This window comes from Lactivibrio alcoholicus, assembly GCF_055390895.1.
In genome coordinates this window covers 1,506,273-1,529,588 of sequence record NZ_AP042471.1, presented here as the reverse complement: position 1 = coordinate 1,529,588, position 23,316 = coordinate 1,506,273, and the positions used below count along the sequence as shown (strand labels likewise).

Genomic DNA, 23,316 nt, shown 5'->3' with positions numbered 1-23,316 from the left:
GACATCGTAGGAGGATTCCGTTTTTTCGTGCGATAATTGCACTGACGATATATCCTGAAATCGCTTCCGGAAGGCGGGATGCCGACATGAACGGAACGACGGCAGGACGCGCGTCCGGGCGAACCCCGCTCGGGGAAAGCAGACGGTCGTCAGGGGCGACGCGTGGGGCGTCTCGTGGCCCGCGACGCTCCTCGTCCGGTACGGCGCGCTGCGTGACTGCGCGGGACAGACGAGAGGGGTGGAACGATGGCGATCCTGAACACGCAGATGCGACGGGTGTGGATATCGCTCGGGGTCGGGGCCGCCGGCTTTCTCGCGGCGGCGTCGGTTCCGCTGTTCGACATCGATATCTTCGCCGGGGGCGGGGCAATGATCATGGTCGGACTGCTCATCGGCTTCACGGGGCTCGTCGTCGCGCTGCTCTTCGTGAAGTTCGCGCGCGTCCTCGCGCGAATGATCCGCGGCGAAGGGGTTCTCGCGCACTGGACCTACGACCCCGCCTTCTGGAAGACCTTCCTGGCGACGGAGGAGCGGGAGGTGAAGAGCGAGATGCGCGGCCTCTTCATCATCGTCGCCTCGCTCTGCGGTCTCGTCTTCGTGTCGGTCCTCATCGCCGACGTTCGGGCCGCGATGTGGGTCGGCGCAGCCCTCGCCGTGACGCTCGCGCTCTGTGCGCTCGGCGCGTGGCATCGCGTGCGCTGCCTGCGCGGCGACGCCTCCTCTGCGGCCTCCCCCGAAGTCCTGATCGGACGCGAGGGCGTCTGGCTGAACGGTGACTTCTTCACGTGGGCGTTCGTGAGCGCCAGGCTCGAATCCGTCGGGATGGCGGAGGGGCGCGACGGCGTCATCGAAATATACTTCACGTCGGCCGCAAAGAACGGACGACAGGAGACGACGATCCACATCCCGGTCCCCCAGGGGAAGGAGGCGGAGGCCGCATCGGTCCTGAAGGCCCTCGAACGGGAGATCGGGTAGGCGGAACTCCCCGCTCCGACCCGGCGTTACGCCTTTGCTGGCAGCTCCTCCGAGACGTACCCGACCGGGATCGCGCCGCCGGCTGCGCGGCTCACGGCTGTTGCGCCTTCGGCGTGGAACGCGCCGCAGAGTTCGATGAGTTCGACCCCTTCGGCCGCGAGTTCCTTCGCCGCCTCGCAGGCTCCGTCGAAGGTCGCCACCGCCACGATCGTAGAGCGGAACAGGCCCGAATCCATAACGGTCCGCTCTCCCGCAAAGCCCGGGGCCTTGAAGATATACGCGTAACGGGTCAGTTTCGACATGTCGATTCTCTCCCTGCATGACTCGAATTTTCCTGTCCGTAGCATCGTTATTGTAACCGTGTTGAAAAACGGACTCAAGGAAGAAACGCCACCCCGAAATATCCTCCGACCCTTGCCGGACGCTCCCCTGGGTGGCACAATCTTTTATGAAAGAATCATCGTACTCGACGGGGGCGTGATCTCGAAATGACGATCCGGGACGCATGGGTGTCGTCGCATCTTCGCGGACGGGGGCGCGTGCTCTTGTTCGCGCTGCTTGTCTGTGTCGCCGGAACTCCATGTGCGTCCCATGCTCGGGCGGCCGATCCCGCCACCGAAGTCCGGACGCTCTCGGGCCCCGTTGCCGGGACGACCGAAACGGGCGTTCGCGTCTATCGGGGAATCCCGTTCGCTGCGGCGCCGGTCGGAGACCTTCGCTGGAAGGCTCCCGAACCGCCCCGCCCGTGGACGGAGGTCCGGAATTGCACGGAATTCGGTCCGGCGTGCCCCCAGCCGCCGCGGATGAAGGTCGGAACGACGGGCGAAGACTGTCTGTACCTGAACGTCTGGACCGCGGCTCCGGGCGCCGGGGCGAAACGCCCCGTCATGGTCTGGATCCACGGCGGCGCGTTCATGTCGGGGAGCGGATCGCTTCCGGCGTACGACGGAACGGCTCTCGCGCGAAAGGGAGTCGTCCTCGTGACCTTCAACTACCGTCTCGGGGCGTTCGGCTTCCTGAGCCACCCCGCGCTCGACGCGGAATCCCCGCTGAAAACCTCGGGAAACTACGGACTTCTCGACCAGGTCTTCGCGCTCGGCTGGGTCCGCGACAATATCGCCGCGTTCGGCGGCGATCCGGACAACGTCACGATATTCGGGGAGTCGGCCGGAGCGGTCAGCGTCACGTACCTCATGACGAGCCCCATGGCCAAGGGACTCTTCCACCGGGCCATCGCCCAGAGCGGCGGTCCGTTCGGCCTCGCCGACATGCGCCCGCGCGAGGACGCGAGAACCCGCGCGCTGCGCAGCGGGGAGCGCTTCTCGGCGTCGCTCGGACACCCCGGCGCCGGTGCGGACGCGCTTGCGGCGCTCCGGTCGAAATCGCCGGAAGAGATTCTTGCCGCATCCGCGAAAACCCCCTCCCATCTGAAATCCTCCGGGATCCGCTTTATGCCCGTTGTCGACGGCGTCGTGCTGCCCGAACATCCGGCGCGCGTCTTTCTCGACGGCCGTCAGGCCGATGTCCCGGTGCTGACCGGGAGCAACGGAAACGAAGGGACGATCTTCTACGAGCCGTTCACGCAGAGGGAATACGAGGCGTGGGTGACCGGCGTGTTCGGCCATGAAGCGTCGAAGATTCTCTCGATCTTCCCGGCCCGCTCCGACGGCGACGTGCCGAACGCGTTCGACCGGCTCGTCACGTGCGCGGCGTTCGCGGCCCCCGCGCGTTTCGTCGCGGCCTGCGCGTTTCGTCGCGGCCGGAAGGCCTTTCTCTACCGCATGACGCGACGCCCTCCGACCCCTTCCGGCAGGAAATACGGAGCCTTTCACGGCGTAGAGATCCCGTACGTCTTCGGATCGCTGCAGCGGGGCAAGGGCTTCACGGACGCGGACGCGTCGCTCTCGAACGCGATGATGGACTACTGGGTCTCCTTCGCGCGAAGCGGCGATCCGAATACCTGGGGACGCCCGGCATGGTCCGGATACAAACCCTCGAACGGCAGGGCGCTCGAACTGGGAGACAGAATCATCCCGCGTTTTTTTTCCGGGCGCTGCGCGAATATGTTCGTCGAAAGGATCATGCGCGAAGCGATCGGAGCGAGGTAGCGTTTCGCGGGATCGGCGTATTGAAACGCCAACCTTTGTATGCAATAATCGGCGAAAAGTGCGACGGGCCTCCGTTTTCGTGACGAAGATCCGTTGGTATGGCGACTGCCGGAAGGGAGTGTTCGATCATGCTGTACCGCACCATGCCCCGGATTAAGGAAAAGCTTTCGGTCCTTGGATTCGGCGCGATGCGCCTGCCGGTGAAGGCGGACGGATCCGTCGACGACGCGACCGTCGACGTGATGATGCGCAAGGCGCTCGATGGAGGAATCAATTACGTCGACACCGCGTGGCCCTACCACGGGGGCAAGGGGGAGGACGCCGTCGGCCGCGCGCTCAGGGGCGGGCTTCGCGACAGGGTCATGCTCGTGACGAAGATGCCCGTCTGGATCATGAACTCCCAGGCGGACATGGAGCGGACGCTCGACGAGCAGCTGAAAAAACTCCAGACGGACCATATCGACATCTATCTCCTTCATTCGATGACCGAACCCAGGTGGCGGAGCATGTGGAAACTCGACGCGCTCGACTTCATGGAGCGCGCGCGAGCCGCCGGCAAGATCCGCTACATCGGCTTCTCGTTCCACGACGGCGTGAAGCTCTTCAGGGAGATCGTCGACGCCTACCCGTGGGACATGTGCCAGATCCAGTACAACCTTCTCGACTGGAACTTCCAGGCCGGGACGGAAGGCCTTCGCTACGCGGCCGGCAAGGGCATCGGAATGACCATCATGGAACCGCTCAAGGGCGGCATCCTCGGAATGCCCGTCGAGGGCGACCTGCGACCCATCGCCGAACGGGCGGGCTACGACGGACCGAACCTCGCGGATCTCGGCCTGAGGTGGGTGTGGAACCACCCGGAGGTCAGCGTCGTGCTTTCCGGCATGAGTTCGCCCGAACAGATGGACGAAAATCTCGCCTCGGCGAACCGCGGCGTCGCGAACGGCATGAGCGCCGCGGACCTGAAAATGGTCGACGATGTCCGTGATCTGCTGAAAAACAGAATCCGTGCCGCCTGTACGGGGTGCGCCTACTGCATGCCGTGCCCGCAGAGCGTCGATATCCCGCAGTGCTTCCGGAGCCTCAACGACGCGTCGCTTTCCGGAAAGTGGGACGCGCTGAAGGCGAACTATCTCTACCTTCTCGGCGGCACGAGAGAGCTCAAGGGAGCGTCGCACTGCGTCGAGTGCGGCCTGTGCGAGACGAAGTGCCCGCAGCATCTCCCGATCCGCAAGCTCCTGAAGGAAGTGAAGGAAGCCTTCGGGGTGTAGGCCGGAACGTCGCGGACGAAAAAACGAAGGCGGGGTCGAAAGGCCCCGCCTTCTCGTTTCACGGACACCCCTGAACGGGCCTCGCGCACTGTTTTTCCGGCGAGAGCCATCCGTTGAACTGGACGCCGTCGCCCGCGGTGTAGCGGACGAGCGCCCATTTTCCGTTCCCTCCGAGAACCGTCGCCTCCCCCTCGCCGAAGATCGTTCCCGTCACCGGGGAGGCCGAGTCGGGCAGACGGTGGAGCGTCGCCTCGTCGTCGCTCTCCGTGTTTTTGACCCAGATCCCGACGAGTTCGTGATAGATCCAGCCCGTCGTCCCATCGTCGAGCCGGACGCGGAGCCACGTGTCGGCCGAGCCGAGAACGTGATACCCCGTCACGCGGACGTACGCCGATTTGTTGGCGCTGAACGGAATCGTCCGGATGATCCTTCCTTTGGGGGCGTCGCGGACGTTCGCCCCCTTTGGGTCGGGATCGATGATATACGCTCCGAAGTCGCACATCTTCTCCTTCGGGACCTCGATCGCCGCTCCGGCCGCGCACGCCGCGCCGAGCAGAACGAGTGCGGCCGCGACCGCTCCGAATGCCGGAATCCTCCTCACGGATCACCCCTCCTCCTGTTTCGCCGCCTGCCGTTCCGGGCGACGTCATCGAACGCCGTGCGTCCTTGCAGGGTGCGCTCCCGCGTCAGGAGAGCCTTCCCGCGAGATCCTCCAGGCCGCAGTCTTCCCAGTGGAGTCGGTGCGACGCGAACGCGGCCGTATATTTGAGCCCCGAGCCCGTGAACACGAGGGCGACGCGCTCTCCCTCCTTCACGATCCCCTTCGCCCGGGCCCGACGCAGCGTCGCGAGCGGAACGGCCGCCGCGGGCTGTCCGAAGAGGCCTGAACGCGCAATGTCAGCCTGCGCGCGGACGATCTCTTCCTCGGTCGCCGCGAGCGAATGCCACCCGCGCGAGCGGAGTTCGAGAAGCACGCGGTCGCCGCTCGGCGGGAAGGGGTTCTCGATCGCGTGGGCGATCGTGTGCGGCTCGGGGAACGGGCTGACGCGCTCGTCGCCGCGAGAGAACGCCGTCGCGATCGGCGAACACCCGGCGGCCTGCGCGCAGATGAAGCCGGGGACGCGGTCGGCGAGTCCGGCCGCCTTCAGGTCGAGGAAGCCGTTGATGATTCCGCGGATATTGCCGCCCGCGCTCGTCGGGACGATCACCCAGTCGGGCGGGCAGCCGTCCGTCTGCTCGAAGATCTCGAACGCGATCGTTCGCGACCCGGCGACGCGAAACGGGACGTCCGAGTTCATGAAATAGATCCCCCGTTCCGCCCCGAGTCGCATACTCTCCGTGTATAGCCCGTCGTACGCGCCCTGGACGCGGATCAGGCGCGGCCCGTAGATCGCGATCGGGGCCATCTTTTCCTCCGCGAGGTCCCCCTTGACGAGGATGACCGTCTCGAGCCCTGCGGCCGCGCCGTACGCCGCGACCGAGGCCGCCATGTTCCCGGTCGAGACCGTCCCGACGCGCGTGAAGCCGAGGGCGCGCGCGTGCGCGACGCACGCGGCCGTCCCGCGGTCCTTGAACGACCACGTCGGGTTTGCGCTCTCGTTCTTGGCGACGAGCGACGAGAGTCCGAGGTCGTCCGCGAGGCGCGGCAGGGAAACGAGCGGAGTGTTCCCCTCGCCGAGCGACAGCCACTCGCCCGGCTCGAACGGGAAGAACGCGCCGTAGCGCGACGGAAGGTCGCGTCCGTCCGTGTCGATCCCGGAGTTTTTCCATTCGAGATCGAGCGGTTGGCCGCAAGCGCATCGGAACACGGCCCCGGCGTCGACATGAGCGCCGCACGAGCGGCAGCGAAGCGTGCATTCTCTCATTCGCAAACCTCCCTTTCCGGTTGCCGACGCCTGGCAAGGGCGTCTTTGCCACTGAAGCATAGCACCCGCGACACGAGTGCGACAGTCCCGGAACGACGCAATCGCGACGAAGTCAACGGAATGTTTTGACAAACTATTTTCGGTATGGTACTGTTACATAAAGAAAATATTTCATTGTTGAAATAAATTTCAAAAGCATTGCGGACGCGGAGTTGCCGAAAACAAGCGCTCGCGCCGTCGAGAGATCGGAGGCCCCATGGTTCCTGAATACGAACGGCTCCTGACGAAGGTAGCCCACCTCTACTACATCGAAGACACATCCCAGGCGGAAATCTCAAATGTCCTGAGTCTCTCGAAATCGAGGGTTTGCCGCCTGCTGGCGGAAGCGCGCAGCAGGGGCATCGTCGAGATCTACGTGAACGGATCGCTCTCGTGGTGTCCGGCGCTCGAATCCCGCGTCGAGAAGAAATATGGCCTGAAAGAGGCATGCATCGTCGAGACGCCAGCGGATCGTCCGATCGCGCAGACGCTCGGCCTCGCCGGGGCGCAACTCCTCAAGCGTCTCATGTCGCCGAAGGACATCCTTGGCATCTCGTGGGGAAAGACGCTTCTCTCGCTCGTCTCGAACTTCCACGAGTCGCATCTCAAGGGGCCGCAGGTGGTTCAGCTTGTCGGATGCCTGAACATGGGCGGCGAGGACATGCAGGTCATGGATCTTCTCCGTCGTCTCGGCGAATACTTCGAGACGCGACCGCTCGCGCTCTTCTGCCCGTCGATCGTCAGCAGTCCGCAGGTGAAAGCCGGACTCCTCGAGGATCCGAAAATCGCCGAGGTCGTCGAGGCGGCGAAGCGCTGCACGATCGTTCTCGCGGGAATCGGAGAGCTCAGCGCGACGTCGACGCTCTATCAGCAGGGGTATATCAGTCCCTCGTGGTGGGGAAAGCTGACGGATTCCGGAGCGGTCGGAAACATGTGCATGAATTTCTATAACGCCGACGGAGAGGCGTGCTGTCCCGCGTTCCAGGAAGTCACGATGACGACGACCTCGCTCTCCGACCTGAAGGAAATCCCCACGGTGATCGGCATCGCGGGCGGCCCGGAGAAGCTCGCCGCCATCAGGGGAGCGCTCCGGAGCGGCGTTCTGAACATATTGCTGACGGACAGGGACACGGCGGAGGCCCTTTTGTGAGAGGCCGGCGCCGTTTTTTTCACAACCCGAAGACAAGGAGGGGTGGCGACCGATATCTGCAGTGCGGCGGTGATGGTTCGTTTCGGTAACGACGGGAATGTATCACACGACTCGAAGAGGAGGATCTCATGATGAGAAAGTTTTTGCTGCTCGGACTTGCGCTCTCTGTGTTCGTCGCGTTTGCCGCTCCCGGTATGGCTGCTGAAAAGGTCATCAAAATCGGATACATCGGCGCCCTGACGGGCGATACGGCCGTCTGGGGACAGGCGGGGCTCAACGGCATGAAGCTGACCGCGAAGAAGGTCAACGACGCGGGCGGCGTTCTCGGAAGCGCGATCGAGGTCATCGGAATGGACGGAAAGGGCAAGCCCGAAGACTCCCTGAACGCGCTGAGCAAGCTCATCGACATGGGCGTCATCGCGGTCGTCGGCACGAACTTCTCGAGCTGCAACATTCCGATGGCGCCCGTCGCGACGGCCAAGAAGATCCCGCTCCTCGCGACCGCCGCGTCCGATCCGAAGGTCACCGTCGACGAGACCGGCAAGCTCCTGGAGTACAGCTTCCGCATCGGATTCATCGATCCGTTCCAGGGCCGCGTCCTCGCCGCGTTCGCGATCGAAAAGCTCGGTGCGAAGACCGCCGCGATCCTGACGGACATCGGCTCCGACTATTCGTACGGCCTGTCCTCGTACTTCGAGGAGGAATTCAGGAAGTTCGGCGGAAAAATCGTGGCCTCCGAGCAGGGACGCGCGGGCGACAACGACTACCGCGCGCAGCTCAGCAAGCTCAAGACCGTGAACCCGGACGTCATTCTCGTGCCGTGGATCGACAAGGACGTCGCGCTGATCGCAAAACAGGCGCGCGAGCTGGGCATCAAGGCGGCCTTCATGGGTGGCGACGGATGGGACAACCAGGACATGATCACGATGGCGGGCGCCGCGCTCGAGGGCGGATACTACACGTCGCAACCCTCGTTCGGACGCGAGGTCACGAAGCCCTACTACGACGAATACGTGAAAACGTACAACATCAAGCCCGAGACCGAGGCGCTGTTCGGGCACGACGCGGTCATGTGGATCGTCGACGCGCTGAAGCGGGCCGGCAAGGCGGATTCCGTCGCGCTCAAGGGCGCGCTCGAAAACACGACCGGCTTCGAGGGGCTCATGGGAACGATGAACATCGAGAAGAAGACGCACAACCCGGTCAAGCCCTGCAGCGTCATGACGATCAAGGGCGGCAAGATCGTCTACGTCGGAGATTTCATGCCCAAAAACTAGGACGCGCCCCGTGGGGGAGGAGCGTGGCTCCTCCCCTTCCTTTGTCCCGTGATTTCGGGTGTCCGTCCCGATTTTTGCGGACACGCCGACCACATTCGCGCCGGAGCGATATTCCGGGACGCGTGTATTCCACTACCATTCAGGAGAGGTCTCATGCTGGCTCAGCAACTGATCAACGGACTGTCCGTCGGCGGCATCTACGCGTTGCTCTCGACGGGATACGCGCTCATCTACAGCCTGCTCGGATTCTCGAACTGGGCGCACGGAGAGGTCGCCATGCTCGGGGCGTATATCGCCGTCATGTCGGTCATCGCGGCGAAATTGCCCTTCGTCGCCTCCCTGGCGCTCGCCCTGGCCGGAGCCGCGCTCATCAGCCTCGTCAACGAGAAGTTCTTCTACCGCCATATCCGCAACAACAACTCGCCGACCATGTTCCTGATGATCGCGGCGATGGGCCTGTCGACGACGTACAAGAACCTCATCGTCGTTCTCGTCGGGCCGAAGTTCAAGTACTTCCCGCAGATACTGCCGTTCGAGTCGTTCGAGTTCTGTGGGATCAACGTCGGCGTCCTCGATATCTTCTCCATCGTCGTGTCGCTTGCGGCCATCGTTCTTCTGGACGTCCTGATCTATCACACGAAGTTCGGGCTCGGGATCCGCGGATGCGCGTCGGACTCCGTAACGGCCGAACTCCTCGGCGTCAACGTCAACCGGTACATCCTGATCGTCTTCCTTCTCGCGGGCGGCCTGGCCGGATGCGCCGGCGTGCTGCTCGGAATGAAGTACACGGTCTACCCCTCACTGGGAAATGTGGCGCTCAAGGCCTTCATCGCGTCGGTCTTCGGCGGACTCGGGAGCATCCGGGGGGCCATCCTGGGCGCCTTCATGATAGGGATTCTGGAGACGCTCGTCTCCGCGTACGTCAGCTCCGGACTCAGGGACCTCTTCACGTTCGGACTGCTGATCGCCATTCTTCTCATTCGTCCGGAAGGGCTTCTCGGCAAGAGCGTCGAGCAGAAATCCTGATTCGCGGAGGAGGTCACGCATGTCGGACTACACACAAGGCGTCATCATCCTGGTCTGCGTCAACGCCGTCGCGGTGCTCGGCGTGTCGATCCTGACCGGGTTCACGCGGCTCTTCTCGTTCGGAAACGCCGGGTTCATGGCGATCGGCGCCTACGCGTCGGCGATCCTGACGAAGCAGTACGGCTGGCCGCTCGCGTGCAGCATGCCCGCCGCGATGTTTCTGGCCGGTATCGCGGCCTACTGCATCGGCAGGCTGACGCTCCGGCTCAAGGGGGACTATTTCCTTATCACGACGCTCGGCTTCGGCGAATGCATCCGCGTCGCGCTCGACTACGCGTACAAATACACGGGAGGTCCGAGGGGGTATTCGAATATCCCGCACTACACGAACGTGTACCTCGCGATCGCGATTCTGATCGTCGCGACGATCGTCGCGCGGAATTTCATCCGGTCGAAGTACGGGTGGCATCTCATGGCCATCCGCGAACAGGAGGTCGCGGCCGAGGCCGTCGGCGTCGACACCGCGAAGTACAAGCTCCTGTCGTTCGTGATGAGCGCGCTCTACGCGGGCTGCGCGGGCGTGCTCTTCGCGCACTTCCTCCGGTTCATCAACCCGACCATGTTCAATCTGGACAAATCGGCGGAATGGGTCATCACGGTCGTCATCGGCGGCTTGGGGAGTCTCTCCGGATCGCTCGTCGCGAGTGCGATCCTGACCCTTCTGCCCGAAATTTTCCGAAGCCTTGCGGAGTACCGGATGCTGCTCTACGGAATCGCGGTCGTCTTCATCATTATGCTCCGGCCGAACGGGCTCATGGGGTATCGCGAGATCTCATCGTACTTTCCGCGCAGGCTCTGTCCCCAGGCGGCTCCGGAGACGCGCAAATGAGCGCCGCGCTTTCGATTTCGAACCTGAACCAGTCGTTCGGGGGCGTCCGGGCCATCGACGACTTCCATCTGAACGTCGAACAGGAGTCGATCCACGGGCTCATCGGCCCCAACGGCGCGGGGAAGACGACGGTCTTCAACGTCATCACGGGAATCTACCGGCCCCGGAGCGGATCGGTGCTCTTCGAGGGGCGCGAACTCATCGGCAGGAAACCCTTCGAGATCGCGAACATGGGGGTCGGCCGCACATTCCAGAACATCCGTCTCTTCCCGATGCTGAGTGTCCTCGAAAACGTCGTCATCGCCGGGCACCGGGACGCCGGGTACTCTTTCGTCGAGGCGCTCACGCACCTCGGACGGTACCGGCGCGTCGTCCGGGCGCAGTGCGACCACGCGCGCGGGCTTCTCGCGACGGTCGGCCTCGAACACAGGGAGAGGGAGCAGGCCGGAAGCCTGCCCTACGGCTTGCAGCGCCGCCTCGAGATCGCCCGCGCCCTCGCGCTCCGACCTCGGCTGCTGCTGCTCGACGAACCAGCCGCGGGAATGAACGAGGAGGAATCGCTCGGTCTCGTGAGCTTCATCCGCGAGATTCAGAAAAAGTTTTCGCTCACGATCCTCATGATCGAGCACCACATGGACGTCGTGACGAGCCTGTGTCACGACATCACGGTCCTCAACTTCGGCAGGATCCTCGCCCAGTCTTCGGACATCGCGGAGATCAAGAAGAATCCGGCCGTCGTCGAGGCGTATCTCGGAAAGGAGTGACGCGGGACCGTGCTGTCGGTAACGGATGTCCACGTCTCCTACGGAGGCATCAGGGCCCTGCGCGGCGCCACGCTGCACGTGAAGCCCGGCGAGATCGTCGCGGTCCTCGGCGCGAACGGCGCCGGAAAGACGACGCTTCTCAAGGCGATTTCGGGCATGGTCCCATGCACGGGAGAGATCCTCTTCAAGGGTGCGAAGCGTCCTTCGTCGACGTATCGGCTCGCCGGATGCGGATTATGTCACGTTCCGGAGGGGCGACGGATTCTCGCGAACCTCACGGTGCTCGAAAACCTCCAGCTCGGCGCGTTCTCGCGGACGGACAAGAGGGGCGTCGCCGAAGACCTCGAACGGGTTCTCACGCTCTTCCCGCGTTTGCGGGAGCGGCTCGGGCAGTATGGCGGGCTCCTCAGCGGCGGCGAGCAGCAGATGCTCGCGATCAGCCGCGGACTCATGGGGCGTCCCGATCTGCTGATGCTCGACGAGCCGTCGCTCGGCCTCGCGCCGATCATCGTCAAACAGATCTTCGACATCATCCGGGAGATCAGCTCCTTCGGAACGGCGATCCTTCTCGTCGAGCAGAACGCGTTCAAGGCGCTGTCGATCTGCGGGCGCGCGTATATTCTCTCGGTCGGCGAGATCGTGAAGACCGGCGCGCGGGAGGAACTTCTGGACAATCAGACCCTGATCCAGGGGTATCTGGGCTAGAAACGTCAATGGGTGAGAAAGGCGGTGGCGGGGATATGGAAAAAATGGCCGTCGGAATCTGGGCCTACGGAAAATGCGCCGAGCGGTACGTCTCGGACGGGTACAGGGAGGCGCTCCCCTTCGAAGAGCGTCTCCGGAAAGCCGCGGCGCTCGAAGGCGTCCGCGGAGTGGAACTGAGCGCCCCGCACGACATCGGCGCGGAAACGTGGGGCGACGTGAAGGACCTTCTGGACCGCAACGGGCTCGCGATCGCGTCGATCATCGCGGAAACCGTGTGCGACGCGAGCTGGCGGAACGGATCCCTGAGTTCTTCCGACGGATCGGCGCGCGACCGGGCCGTCGCCGGCATCAAGGCGACGATGGACGTCGCGGCGCTTTCCGGCGCGGGCGTCGTCAATCTGTGGCTCGGGCAGGACGGGTTCGACTGCGTCTTCGAGGCGGACTACGCGGCCGCGTGGGAGAATCTCGTCCGGGGTCTGCGCGAGTGCGCGGCGTACCGCCCGGATGTCCGGCTCGCGCTCGAGTACAAGACGAGCGAGCCGCGCATGAAGAGCTACGTGAGCAACGCGGGGACGGCGCTCGCGCTCTGCCTGATGACGGGGTGCGAGAACGTGGGCGTCACGCTCGACATCGGGCATTCGTTCAACGCGGGAGAGAACCCGGCCGCCTCCGTCGCGCTGCTCGCCTCGCAACGGCGGCTCTTCCACGTCCACATCAACGACAACTACGGCGTCGCCGACGACGACATGCCCGCCGGAAGCGTCCACTGGCCCCAGTGGTTCGAGTTCGTCCACTGGCTCCGGAAGGTGAGGTACGACGGCTGGGTCTCCGTGGACATCTACCCCTACCGGGACGACCCGCAGGAGGCCTGCCGCGCGTCCGTGGAGTTCTTCGAACTGGCCGGCAGGGTCGCCGACCGGATGACCGTCGGGGACGCGCCGTCGAAATCGGCGACGCTCCGAAGGCTCTTCGACATTCTGAAATGAGGCGGTTGCGATGAAGGCAGCGTACTGGCACGGACACAAAGATATCAGGATCCGGGAGGTTCCCGAGCCCGAAACGACGCCGGGGACCGTGAAGATCCGCGTCGCGTGGGCCGGGATCTGCGGAACGGACCGGCACGAATATACGGGACCGAACTTCATTCCGACGACGAAGCCGCACCGGCTGACCGGAAGGACCGCGCCGCTCGTCATGGGACACGAATATACGGGCGAGGTCGTCGAGGCGGCCCCGGATGTCCGGGGCTGGGCGCCGGGAACGAGGGTGACCGCCTCGGGGACGCTCTGCTGCCGGGAGTGCCCGGCGTGCGTCGACAAGAAGCGGCCGAACGTCTGCGAAAAGCTCGGCTTCACGGGCGTCAGCACCGACGGGGCGTTCGCCGACTATGTCGTCGTCCCGGCCTATCAGCTCTACGAGGTTCCGGAGGGGCTCGACCTCCGGACGACCGTCCTCGCCGAGCCGCTCGCGTGCGGACAGCACGCCGTGAACCTTCTCGGCGGCGTCGCGGGCGAACGCGTCCTGATCAACGGATCGGGAATCATCGGACTCAGCGCCTTCCTCGCGTGCAGGGTCGGAGGCGCGCGCGACGTCACGGTCGCGGGCTGGGGGGCGGAAAAACGTTCCTATGTCGAGAGGCAGGGCGGACGCTATATCGATGTCTCGACCGACGAGGGCGCGAAGCGTCTCGCCGGACAGCGCGCCGACGTCGCGTTCGAGTGCGTTGGGCTCGAAGGCACGCTCCGCTCTGCGATCGACGCCCTCGTTCCCACGGGGAAGCTCATGGTCATGGGCGTGTTCGCCCAGGAGCCGCACTTCCCGATGAACTTCTTCCAGGAGGGAGAACGCACGCTCTACACGTCGCAGGCCTACAACGAGGAGATCGGCGAGGTCCTGAGTCAGATGGCCGAAGGGCGCTACGCGGACCTCGAATCGCTCATCACGGCCGAGATCGGGCTCGATGACCTCGTCGGCAAGGGTTTCGAGGAACTGGAACGGAACGCGGCGAAACACGCCAAAGTCATCATCCGCCTGAGCGGAAAACGATAGATTCTGAGGAGGAGTCGAATCATGCTTCCCGAAAACGCATCGTTCGCGACACAGGCCGTCCACGCGGGACAGGCCCCCGATCCGGAGACCGGGGCGCTCGTGGCCCCCGTCTTCATGACGAGCACCTATCTCTTCACGCCCGAGAAGATGGAACGCTATCTCGCGGGCGACAAGGCCGGGATCTTCACCTACGGGCGTTCGCGCAACCCGACCCAGAACGACCTTCAGAAAAAGGTGGCGACGCTCGAAGGCGCGCCCGCGGCGCTCGCCGTCGCGTCGGGAATGGCCGCCGTCTCGCTCGCGATCCTGAACTGCGTCCGTCACGGCGATCACATCATCTCGTGCCACACGGTCTACGGCGGGACGCACGCGCTGCTGACCAAGGTCTTCACCGAATTCGGCATCAGACACACGTTCGTGAAAAAGATGACCGTCGACGAACTCGACCGTGCCGTGACGCCCGAGACGAAGGCGGTCTACTTCGAGACCGTCTACAACCCCACGCTCGAAATCCCCGACTTCGAACCGATCGTGAAGTGGGCGAAGGCGCGCGGCATCACGACGATCATCGACAACACCTTCGCGTCGCCCTACATCTTCCGGCCGCTCTCGGTCGGCGTCGACGTCGTCATTCACAGCTCCACGAAATACATCAACGGGCACGGCGACCTCATCGGAGGCATGATCGTCGGGCAGGCCGACTTCGTCGACAAGATCCGAAGCGGCATCTACCAGGAACTCGGACCGGTCCCCGCGCCGATGAACTGCTACTTCACGCTGCGCGGGCTCAAGACGCTGCATCTGCGAATGCGCGAGCACTGCGCCAACGCGACGGCGTTCGCGCAGCACTTCCGGAACCACCCGCTCGTCGAACGGGTCGTCTTCCCCGGCCTGCCGGAGGACCCGAGCCACGCGAACGCGGTGAAATACTTCCGGCCCGGCTGCTTCGGGGGCATGGTCTCGCTCGTCGTGAAGGGCGGCGTCAGGGAGGCGCAGACGGTCATCAACAACCTGAGGATGGCGCACTACTGCGTGAGCCTCGGCGACCTCGACACGCTCGTCCAGCAGCCCGCGACGATGACGCACGGCAAGATCGATCCCGACGAGCGCCGGAGCATGGGCATCCCGGACAGCATGATCCGCGTCTCGCTCGGCGTCGAGGACATCGACGACATCATCGCCGACTTCGAGCACGGCCTCGCCGCGCTGAAGGCGTAGCCGACGGGGCGGCCCGCACGATGGAGAAGCGCTACCTCTGCGCGGACGCGGGAACGACGCACCTGAAACTGGCGCTCCGGGACGAGTCCGGACGCACGCTCGGCCGCTATGCGACGCGACTCGAAAGCCGCGTCGCGGAGGACGGATGCAGCGAGATGGACATGGACGCGCTCTGGGAGGCGTTTCGCGGCGGCGTCGACGCGCTCGGGCGCGAGAGCGCGGAGAACCTCGCGGCCCTCGGGAATCTTTCGGGCATCGGAATCTGCGCGCAGGGCGACGGCCTCTGGGCGATCGGTGCGGACGGCCGTCCGGTCGGTCCCGCGATCCTCTGGAACGATACGCGCGCTTCCGACCTCATGCCCGAAGTCGAACGGCTTCTCGCGCCGCGCTATGCGGAGTCGCGCACGGCGGCGCAATTCTCGGGCGCGAACGCGGTGTTGCTGCGTTTTCTCAAAATGAACGATCCGGAGCGGTATCGGCGCATCGCTTCCGTTCTGCACTGCAAGGACTGGCTCAACTACAGACTGACGGGGCGGATCGGGACGGAGCGCACCGATGCCGGGACGAGCGTCTTCAGCCGAACGGCGGAAACATACGACGAAACGCTGCTGCGGCTGCTCGGCATCCCGGAGGCGGCGGCATGGCTTCCTCCGGTCCTCGCCTCGGACGCCGTTATCGGCCGGACGATCGAAGGGGCGCTGCCGCACGTGAGCGCCGGTGTTCTGGTGATCGCCGGCGGCCTGGACCTCGCCGCCGCCGCATTCGGACTGGGCGTTCGGGCGGCGGGGCAGACGCTCTGCATCCTGGGAACGACATTCTGCGTGCTGCAGGTGGTCGATGACGCGGCCGTCGCCGAATGGCCGAAAATCGGCAGCGTCCTGTACAGCCTGGTTCCGGGGCGCAGCATCCGGCTGCTCGCGTCGCTCAACGGCAGCGCCGTCCTCGAATGGGGACGCCGGATCATGGGCGGGCCGGGCATCGAAGACGCGGAGCGCGAGGCGTCCGCCGCCCCGGCGGGGTGCGGCGGCGCGGCGTTCGTCCCCTTCCTCTACGGCGAACGGGCGCCCTTCAGGGATCCGGGCGCGTGCGGAGCCTTCGTCGGCCTTCGTGCGCACCACGACAGGGGGTGCATGCTTCGCGCGATGTACGAGGGGTTGGCCGCGGCGATGCGACTGTGCGCCGAATCGCTGCCCACATACCCCCGACGCGTCGTCGTCACCGGCGGCGCGTCGAACAGCGACCTGCTCTGCCGGATTCTCGCCGATACGCTTGAAGCCACCGTCGAGCGGGTTCGCGTGAGCGAACCGGGAATCGAGGGGATCTTCTCGCTGCTTGCCGGGCGGCGCACGGAGCGCGAAAGCGATGCGGAGCGCTTCCGCTTCGCTCCCGGAAACGCGGGCGTCCCCCGCGACGCGATCGACCGTCTCCGCGCGCATTCCCGGAGAAGCGACGCGTCCGGACGGGGCGGCGACACTCGCACGGTTCATATACCAGAGAGAACAGAGGGCTATTGATGGCTGACGAAAGAGAAACGAATACGCGATACAGGATAGCGGTCACTGCGGATATCACGCCCCCGTACTTCCGGAAGCTCAGCGAACTCGGCGACGTCGAAACGTGCGGCTGGGTAAAAACGGGAGTCCTGATGAGCGAAGAGGAACAGATCGAGTACATGAAGGGACGCCAGATATATCTTGTGGGGTACGAGCGCGTGAGCGAACGGGTCGTGGCCAGGCTGCCCGAACTGCGGCTGGTCGCCTGCGCCCGCGCCAATCCGGTCAACGTGGAGAGCGGCGCGCTTTCGCGGCGCGGCATCCCGCTCGTCTTCACGCCGGGGCGCAACGCGGTCGCGGCCGCGGAGTTCACGATCGGGATGATGCTCTCGGAGGCGCGGCACATCGCGCGGGCGCACCACGCGCTGAAAACGGGCCGGTACCTCGGCGCACCGTCGGCGGACGTCCTCGAGACGCCGGAGCGCGACGACGTGGTCTGGAATCTGAGCGGAGACTCGCCCTACAAGCTGTTCCACGGCTTCGAACTCAGCGACAAGACGCTCTCCCTGCTCGGATTCGGGCACATCGGCAGGATGGTCGCGCACTACGCGCTGGCGTTCGACATGCGGATCCTGTCCTACGATCCGTACGTCGATCCGGGAGAGGCCGCGGCGCTCGGGGTGACGCTCGTCGACCTGCCGACGCTCTACCGCGAGGCGGACTTTCTGAGCGTCCACTGCAAGGTGAGCCCGGAGACGAAGGCCATGGTCGACGCCCGCGCCTTCGCGCTCATGAAGACGACGGCGATCATCGTCAACGCGGGACGCGCGTCCATCGTCGACCAGGCCGCGCTTCTCGACGCGCTGCGCAACAAACGAATCGCGGGGGCCGCCCTCGACGTATTCTGGGAAGAACCGCTGCCCTCGAACCACCCGCTGCTGGCGCTCGACAACGTCACGATCACGCCGCATCTCGCGGGCGCGTCGTACGACGTCCCCGGCAGGCAGTCGAGGATGATCGTCGAAGATATCGAGCGATGGATCCGCGGGGAACGGCCGCGGAACGTCTGGAACCGGGACGCGCTATGAACGGAGGGAATGATATGTTGCTTCGGGAAGAACGCGAACAGGTCGTCGAATACTGCCGGATGCTGACGACCCACAAACTGACCAGGGGGACCGGCGGAAACATCAGCGCCTTCGACAGGAAGAAGGGCCTCATGGCCATCAGTCCGAGCGGAATGGACTACTTCAGGACCGAACCGGAGGACGTCGTCGTCCTCGACCTCGAAGGCCGCGTCGTCGAAGGGCGCCGGATTCCGTCGAGCGAAGCCGAAATGCACCGGCTGCTCTACGTCGACCGGGGCGACGTCAACGCCGTCGTTCACACGCACTCGACCTACGCGACGACGCTCGCGTGCATGCGATGGAACCTCCCGGCCGTCCACTACCTCGTCGGCTTCGCGGGACACGACGTGCGCTGCACCCCCTACGCGACGTTCGGCACGCCGGAACTCGCACAGCTCGCGCGCGAAGGGATGAAAGACCGCTTCGCCGTACTCCTCGGCAACCACGGCCTGCTCGCCGCGGGGCCGAACATGCACTACGCGTTCAACGTCGCCGAGGAGATCGAATTCGTGTGCGAGCTCTACTGGCGATCGAAAGCGGTCGGAGATCCGGTTCTTCTTGACGCGGGCGACATGGAGACGATTCTCGAAAAGTTCAAAACGTACGGACAGCGGGACTGAGTCGTTCCCGGAGGATCGATCGTTTGTCCGGAAAAACGTGCGTCCTGCCGCCCTGGTTTCGGGGCGACGGGACGCTTTTTTCACCCCCACGAGCGGAACGCCCGGCGAATGGCTCGAAATTTCCGCGGCATCCTGCCATAATGGCGGGTATTCCCGCATACGGAGGTGCGACAGAAATGAGCGGCATGAAGCGGATTCTGGCGATCAACGGAAGCCCGAGGGGGCGCGGGAGCAACACGCAGCGGCTCGTGAACGCGTTCTTCGAGGGGGCGGCGCAGGCGGGCGCGGCGTGCGAGACGCTATACGCGACGGAACTCGACGTCCACGACTGCGTGGGATGCTTTTCGTGCTGGAACAAAACGCCCGGCGTCTGCGTCTTCAGAGACGACATGCCCGGAGTGCTCGAGAAGATGCTCGACCTGGACCTTCTCGTCTGGGCCACGCCGCTTTACCACTTCGGGATGACCGCGAGGCTCAAGCGGATCATGGAACGGACGCTCCCGTTCGCGAAGCCCTGGATCGTCCGCGACGGGGAGCACTACCGACATCCCCTGCGATACCCGGGACGGATGGCGCCGAACTTTCTTATCTCGAACTGCGGCTTTCCCGAGCGACACCACTTCGGGGCGCTCGTCGAGGAATTCCGGCTCCTTCTGGGAAATCACGGCGACGCCTTCCTCGGCTCGATTCTCTGCACGTCGGGCGAACTCCTGAAGATCCCCGAACTCGCCTCGCGGACATCGTGGTACCTCGACGCGGTCCGTACAGCCGGAAAGGAGATGGCGGAACGTCGCACGATCTCCGCTGAAACGGCCCGGACGCTCGAACGCCCGCTCATCGACGTCCAGTCGTTCGCCCTGATGGCGAACGCGACGTGGGGCGTTCCAGGCGAAATTCCGCCGACGCCCGAAGAGGCTCTCGGCGGAGAGCCGAGGACGCCCGAGGCCGCCGCGACGCTCCGGATGCTCGCGATGCGGGGGGCGACGGAAAAGAGCTGAAAATCGAAAGAGACTGAAACGGAGCCCGGAATCCCTGCCGGCGAGAACATCCGTCCGTGACGGGCACGCCTGCAAAAAGAAAAAAGCGGGAAGGAGAAAGGAACCCCTCTCCCTCCCGCCTTACATGCGTGAAGCAATCGGTCAGATCTTGCCGTCAGACATCCCTTCGCCGCCGACGACGCCCTTGAGGTCCTCGTCCTTCAGTTCGCTCTTCTTCTTTTTGTCCGGTTTCTCTTCTCCGGCATTGCAGGCATTGCACGGTTTGTTCTTTCCGCAGACCATCGTTCGTCCCTCCCGGGGAATAGTATGTGTTCCGCACATCATTCCTTCGCGGCCGTTCGCCGTCATATTTCCGACGTATCGGTCCGACCGCGACACCGTTCATCTTTCAGAGAAAAGATACACCCTGACACCGTGTCAGAGTCAAGAGGTTTCTTCAAAAAAACGTTTCAATTTTCAACGTCCCGGGCGCTCTTTCGGGAAAAATCGTCATGCGCTTTTCCGCAAAACGGGATCTTCACCCGTCTCGCATGATGACCGGAAAGGAGCATCGGCGCGGCGAGCAGCAGCGCGAGCGGTGCAAACCCTCCTGTCACGTCGCATCCGCCGCCGCTTCCCGTGTCGCCCGTCGCCTCGGACGCGCGGACCGAGCAGACCCGGAAGGTCACCACGCCGGCCGTCGGATTGAGGTCGTACGACCCGCCGTCCGTCACGACGTTGCGCCACGTCATGAGTCCCTCGTCCGAGACGTAGAAGTCGGGCGGCGTCACGCCGTCGGGGAGGCTCTGCCCCGCCTTGATCTCGAACTGGACGCCGCGTTCGGGAATTTCGTAGCCCGAACCGTCCTCGCGGGAGAAGAGCGGATAGTACCGCACGTTCTCCGGCCAGGACGCCGTGTACTCGACGACGAGATCCTGACTCTCGACGGCGACGTCCTCGTATGTCTTCGCGTAGTAGAGCGTCGCTCCCATTCCGGCGAACGAAGTGAGCGGAGCGAGCGCCTCGGTCTTCTCGGCGACGGTCTTCCCGAGGTCGGCCGCAAGCGTCCGTTCGATCGCGCCGTAGAGCGCGCTCTGCGGATTCGCGAGGGCGACCCTCACGTGCTCGACGTCGTCGTCGCCGGCGATCGACCGGGGCTCGGGTTCCTTTTCGCCCTCGTATCCCGCGAACGCGACCTGGCTCTTGCGCGGCGAGCTCCCGATCGTGTTCGTTCCGTCGGAGACATACGCCCCCGAGACGTTGTCCGGCGTGTTCTGCCGAATGACGCTCCCCGAGAGATTCGTCGTCCCGAGGCTCGCCGTCCGGATGCCTCCCCCGATTCCCGAAGAAGCGCTGTTGCCGATCACGGTGCACCGCGTCAGGGTCATCTCGCCGCTCTCGTTGTGGACGCCGCCCCCGGCGCCCTTGTCGCCGCCGTTGTAGATCGTTCCCGTGACGGTATTTCCCGTGATCGTGCAGTCGAGCAGCGTCGCTCTCGCGGTGTAGTCGATGGTCATGTTCATGACGCCGCCGCCCCGGACCCACGCCGTGTTGCCCTGGATCGTGCAGTTTTCCATCCTCAGCGTCGCGAGATTGTACACCCCGCCGCCGTACTGCTGCGTCCGTCCGCCCGTGATCGTCAGATTCCGCATGGTGCACGAGGCCCCCGAATTGACGCAGATAACGCCTTCGAGGGTGCTCGTCTGCGTAATCGTCACCGGTCCCGTAATGGTCACGCTCTTCCCGGGCCAGACGTTCAGCAGGCTCGTCAGCGTGACGGTTTTCACGCCACTCGCGAAACGGATTTCGTCCCCGTTGGCGCAATTGCCGATCGCGTGCCGCAATGTCCCCCGGTCATACGTATCGCCGCCGCTCGTCACCGTCCACACGGCGGCGTCCGCAGCGGACGCCGCGCAGAGAAACGCCGCCATCGCAATGACGGAAAGCATCGATCCGAAAACGCCGTGTCGCATTCTCTCAAAACCTCCCCGAATATGTGAGTCCGTTTCGCTCAGATCGGAATGACGTCCCCCGACGCAAGAGATAGTCCCGTCATGAATCCGCGTTATGTCCGACGGCGCTATTCGCGCCCCTTCCGCACCGGCGGCCCCTGTCCCCGCGCCAATGTCGCATCCGGCGCCGACCGTATTCCCAAACCGCCGTTTCGTTTCATCGTATTCTCTTCTCCGCACTGAAAATCCATTCAGCATGAGCAGTGTGCGCCCTGACACAACGGCAGAGTTGCGAATCGTTTCCCTTCGTTCGAAGCCGAAAAAAGCGCCGGAGCGTCTCCCCGGCGCCGGCTTCCCATCCTGTACGCCTTATCGTTCCGGCTCGAGCACCGGGATGGCCACTTCGACCCGGCCATGGGGGGCTTTTTCGTCGTCGAACGGGAAATAGCACTCCTGAATCCTGCCCGTCACGACGAGCTTCCGGCTTTCGATCCAGTCCATGAGCCGTCCGAACGATTCGCCGATGTGGTCGTAGGGCCCCCGGTGAAGCGTCGCGGCCATCGTGCCGCCCGGAAGCGTTCGCCCCGTTTCGTGGTTCACGATCACGCATACGGTCGCGTCGAGCGTCGCGAACGGCGAAGCGACCGATGCGGGGGCCGGATTCTCGAAGGTGCAGAAGATCGGTGCGGAACAGGGATCGTACGTCGCGCCGACCTCGTCGAGCAACGGTTTCGCGGCTTCGCAGGCGAGGGTCCGCAGACGCGTCCTCGGGGCGCGGAAGGATGCCGCCAGAACGTGGGCCTCGGCCGTCCGGACCAGGCCGCAGGGTTCTACAGGCTCGTCGCAGAGCATGTTCTCGAGCGTCTCGAGCGACGTCCTGAGCGCCTCCATCTTCTGCCGGAGCGCAAGCTTCTGTTCCTCGACGAAACGGCGGACATCGCCGCATACCGCTCCGTTGAGCAGCGCCGCCATGTCCCGGACGGAAAAGTCGACATCGCGGAACCCCTGCAACAGACGGGCTTCCATCAACTGGGATACGAGGTATCGCCGATACCCCGTCCGGGCGTCCGTATGCGCCGGAACCAGAATGCCCCGATCGGCATAGAACCGGAGCATTCTCGGAGAAATCCCGCTTCTCCGGGAAAATTCCCCGATCGACAGAAGACGGGGAGCCAGCGCGCTGACCCGCTCCTCCGCGGAACACGCTCCGTTTTCGTCACGCGCCGGTTTCATGATCACTCGCCGAACCTCCCGTCGTCGAAGAAGGTTCCGGCCGCGTTGAGCATCTCGAGGTCCTCGTCGGAAAGTCGTCCTTCGTCCTTGTCTCCGCGCGTTCGAAAACCCTCCGCCATCGCGCAGACTTCCTCCCGGAGGTCTTCCAGTTCGACGAGCTGGAGTTCGAGCATCTCCTCCGCTTCGTCAAGAGCGGCGAGAACCGCCTTTTCGCGCCCTTCGCCAATCTCCTTCCTGACCCACTCGGGGTCGATGCCGAATGAACGCAGCCTTTTGTCGATATCGTCCATGGCGATCAGCCTCCGTCGCTTCGTACGGGTCGGGGCCGCTCCCTTGCGGCTACGCGAAGGAAACGGCCCTGGACACGCGTCAGATCTTTCCGTCGGACATCCCTTCGCCGCCGACGATTCCCTTCAGTTCGTCGTCGTTCAGCACGTCGGTCTTCCCGGTTTTGTCGAATGTCTTCTCTTCAACCTTCGGTTTTCCTTCTTCCCGCGCCATTGCCGTTTCCCCCTTGATGTGCGAATGATGTCCCCGGTATCCAGAGCCAATCCTAAACCGTGACACGATGTCAGAGT

At 64.4% G+C, this 23,316-nt stretch carries 24 protein-coding genes; 16 read left to right on the top strand and 8 right to left on the bottom strand.

Going from position 1 to position 23,316, the window contains the following annotated elements; genetic code table 11:
- Positions 1-246: 246 nt before the first annotated feature.
- Complete coding sequence (locus ACZ5IU_RS07130; protein WP_464421500.1) at positions 247-975, top strand: hypothetical protein; 729 nt, start codon at positions 247-249, stop codon at positions 973-975.
- Positions 976-1,001: 26 nt separating this feature from the next.
- Here ACZ5IU_RS07130 and ACZ5IU_RS07125 read toward each other — a convergent pair whose 3' ends face one another.
- Positions 1,002-1,277, bottom strand: a complete 276-nt coding sequence (locus ACZ5IU_RS07125; protein WP_464421499.1) for a DUF6506 family protein — start codon at positions 1,275-1,277, stop codon at positions 1,002-1,004.
- A 186-nt stretch (positions 1,278-1,463) separates the two neighbouring features.
- Between ACZ5IU_RS07125 and ACZ5IU_RS07120 the strand changes: the two genes are divergently transcribed.
- Both ACZ5IU_RS07120 and ACZ5IU_RS07115 read left to right on the top strand, forming a co-directional pair.
- Entirely contained in the window at positions 1,464-3,083 is a 1,620-nt protein-coding gene (locus ACZ5IU_RS07120; RefSeq protein WP_464421498.1) for a carboxylesterase/lipase family protein, read from the top strand.
- A gap of 128 nt (positions 3,084-3,211) precedes the next feature.
- Positions 3,212-4,354, top strand: a complete 1,143-nt coding sequence (locus tag ACZ5IU_RS07115) for an aldo/keto reductase (RefSeq protein ID WP_464421497.1) — start codon at positions 3,212-3,214, stop codon at positions 4,352-4,354.
- Between the two features lie 58 nt (positions 4,355-4,412).
- Here ACZ5IU_RS07115 and ACZ5IU_RS07110 read toward each other — a convergent pair whose 3' ends face one another.
- Positions 4,413-4,955, bottom strand: a complete 543-nt coding sequence (locus tag ACZ5IU_RS07110) for an SH3 domain-containing protein (protein ID WP_464421496.1) — start codon at positions 4,953-4,955, stop codon at positions 4,413-4,415.
- A gap of 85 nt (positions 4,956-5,040) precedes the next feature.
- A complete protein-coding gene (gene thrC / locus ACZ5IU_RS07105; protein WP_464421495.1) occupies positions 5,041-6,219 on the bottom strand; it encodes a threonine synthase in 1,179 nt (392 codons plus the stop codon).
- Between the two features lie 256 nt (positions 6,220-6,475).
- Here thrC and ACZ5IU_RS07100 point away from each other — a divergent pair, with 256 nt between their 5' ends.
- The 13 genes from ACZ5IU_RS07100 (at position 6,476) to ACZ5IU_RS07040 (ending at position 19,574) form a co-directional block, all read left to right on the top strand.
- Positions 6,476-7,408, top strand: coding sequence for a sugar-binding transcriptional regulator (locus ACZ5IU_RS07100; protein ID WP_464421494.1), 933 nt, complete (start codon positions 6,476-6,478; stop codon positions 7,406-7,408).
- A gap of 128 nt (positions 7,409-7,536) precedes the next feature.
- A complete protein-coding gene (locus tag ACZ5IU_RS07095; protein WP_464421493.1) occupies positions 7,537-8,685 on the top strand; it encodes an ABC transporter substrate-binding protein in 1,149 nt (382 codons plus the stop codon).
- Positions 8,686-8,838: 153 nt separating this feature from the next.
- Positions 8,839-9,711 (top strand): branched-chain amino acid ABC transporter permease, encoded by an 873-nt coding sequence (locus ACZ5IU_RS07090; protein ID WP_464421492.1) that lies wholly within the window; start codon positions 8,839-8,841, stop codon positions 9,709-9,711.
- Between the two features lie 19 nt (positions 9,712-9,730).
- On the top strand, positions 9,731-10,600 hold the full coding sequence (locus ACZ5IU_RS07085; RefSeq protein WP_464421491.1) for a branched-chain amino acid ABC transporter permease: 870 nt from the start codon (positions 9,731-9,733) through the stop codon (positions 10,598-10,600).
- Complete coding sequence (locus tag ACZ5IU_RS07080; protein ID WP_464421490.1) at positions 10,597-11,364, top strand: ABC transporter ATP-binding protein; 768 nt, start codon at positions 10,597-10,599, stop codon at positions 11,362-11,364. The genes ACZ5IU_RS07085 and ACZ5IU_RS07080 overlap by 4 nt, the downstream gene beginning before the upstream one ends.
- 9 nt (positions 11,365-11,373) lie before the next feature.
- Positions 11,374-12,069, top strand: a complete 696-nt coding sequence (locus ACZ5IU_RS07075) for an ABC transporter ATP-binding protein (RefSeq protein WP_464421489.1) — start codon at positions 11,374-11,376, stop codon at positions 12,067-12,069.
- Positions 12,070-12,104: 35 nt separating this feature from the next.
- Positions 12,105-13,055 carry a sugar phosphate isomerase/epimerase family protein gene (locus ACZ5IU_RS07070; RefSeq protein ID WP_464421488.1) on the top strand — a complete coding sequence of 317 codons (951 nt, stop codon included), beginning with the start codon at positions 12,105-12,107 and terminating at the stop codon, positions 13,053-13,055.
- Positions 13,056-13,065: 10 nt separating this feature from the next.
- On the top strand, positions 13,066-14,118 hold the full coding sequence (locus ACZ5IU_RS07065) for an alcohol dehydrogenase catalytic domain-containing protein (protein WP_464421487.1): 1,053 nt from the start codon (positions 13,066-13,068) through the stop codon (positions 14,116-14,118).
- Between the two features lie 21 nt (positions 14,119-14,139).
- Complete coding sequence (locus ACZ5IU_RS07060) at positions 14,140-15,336, top strand: trans-sulfuration enzyme family protein (protein ID WP_464421486.1); 1,197 nt, start codon at positions 14,140-14,142, stop codon at positions 15,334-15,336.
- A gap of 20 nt (positions 15,337-15,356) precedes the next feature.
- A complete protein-coding gene (locus ACZ5IU_RS07055) occupies positions 15,357-16,850 on the top strand; it encodes an FGGY family carbohydrate kinase (protein ID WP_464421485.1) in 1,494 nt (497 codons plus the stop codon).
- A complete protein-coding gene (locus tag ACZ5IU_RS07050) occupies positions 16,850-17,917 on the top strand; it encodes a 2-hydroxyacid dehydrogenase (protein WP_464421484.1) in 1,068 nt (355 codons plus the stop codon). Before ACZ5IU_RS07055 ends, ACZ5IU_RS07050 begins: the two co-directional genes overlap by 1 nt.
- 14 nt (positions 17,918-17,931) lie before the next feature.
- A complete protein-coding gene (locus ACZ5IU_RS07045; RefSeq protein ID WP_464421483.1) occupies positions 17,932-18,576 on the top strand; it encodes an L-fuculose-phosphate aldolase in 645 nt (214 codons plus the stop codon).
- Positions 18,577-18,752: 176 nt separating this feature from the next.
- Positions 18,753-19,574 carry a flavodoxin family protein gene (locus ACZ5IU_RS07040; protein ID WP_464421482.1) on the top strand — a complete coding sequence of 274 codons (822 nt, stop codon included), beginning with the start codon at positions 18,753-18,755 and terminating at the stop codon, positions 19,572-19,574.
- 141 nt (positions 19,575-19,715) lie between these two features.
- Here ACZ5IU_RS07040 and ACZ5IU_RS07035 read toward each other — a convergent pair whose 3' ends face one another.
- The 5 genes from ACZ5IU_RS07035 to ACZ5IU_RS07015 all read right to left on the bottom strand — a co-directional run bounded on the left by ACZ5IU_RS07035 (position 19,716) and on the right by ACZ5IU_RS07015 (position 23,239).
- On the bottom strand, positions 19,716-19,856 hold the full coding sequence (locus ACZ5IU_RS07035; protein WP_464421481.1) for a hypothetical protein: 141 nt from the start codon (positions 19,854-19,856) through the stop codon (positions 19,716-19,718).
- Between the two features lie 167 nt (positions 19,857-20,023).
- A complete protein-coding gene (locus ACZ5IU_RS07030; RefSeq protein WP_464421480.1) occupies positions 20,024-21,526 on the bottom strand; it encodes a right-handed parallel beta-helix repeat-containing protein in 1,503 nt (500 codons plus the stop codon).
- 348 nt (positions 21,527-21,874) lie between these two features.
- A complete protein-coding gene (locus ACZ5IU_RS07025; protein WP_464421845.1) occupies positions 21,875-22,738 on the bottom strand; it encodes a MerR family transcriptional regulator in 864 nt (287 codons plus the stop codon).
- A gap of 2 nt (positions 22,739-22,740) precedes the next feature.
- Entirely contained in the window at positions 22,741-23,028 is a 288-nt protein-coding gene (locus ACZ5IU_RS07020; protein ID WP_464421479.1) for a hypothetical protein, read from the bottom strand.
- Between the two features lie 79 nt (positions 23,029-23,107).
- Positions 23,108-23,239 (bottom strand): hypothetical protein, encoded by a 132-nt coding sequence (locus ACZ5IU_RS07015; protein ID WP_464421478.1) that lies wholly within the window; start codon positions 23,237-23,239, stop codon positions 23,108-23,110.
- Between the last annotated feature and the right edge of the window lie 77 nt (positions 23,240-23,316).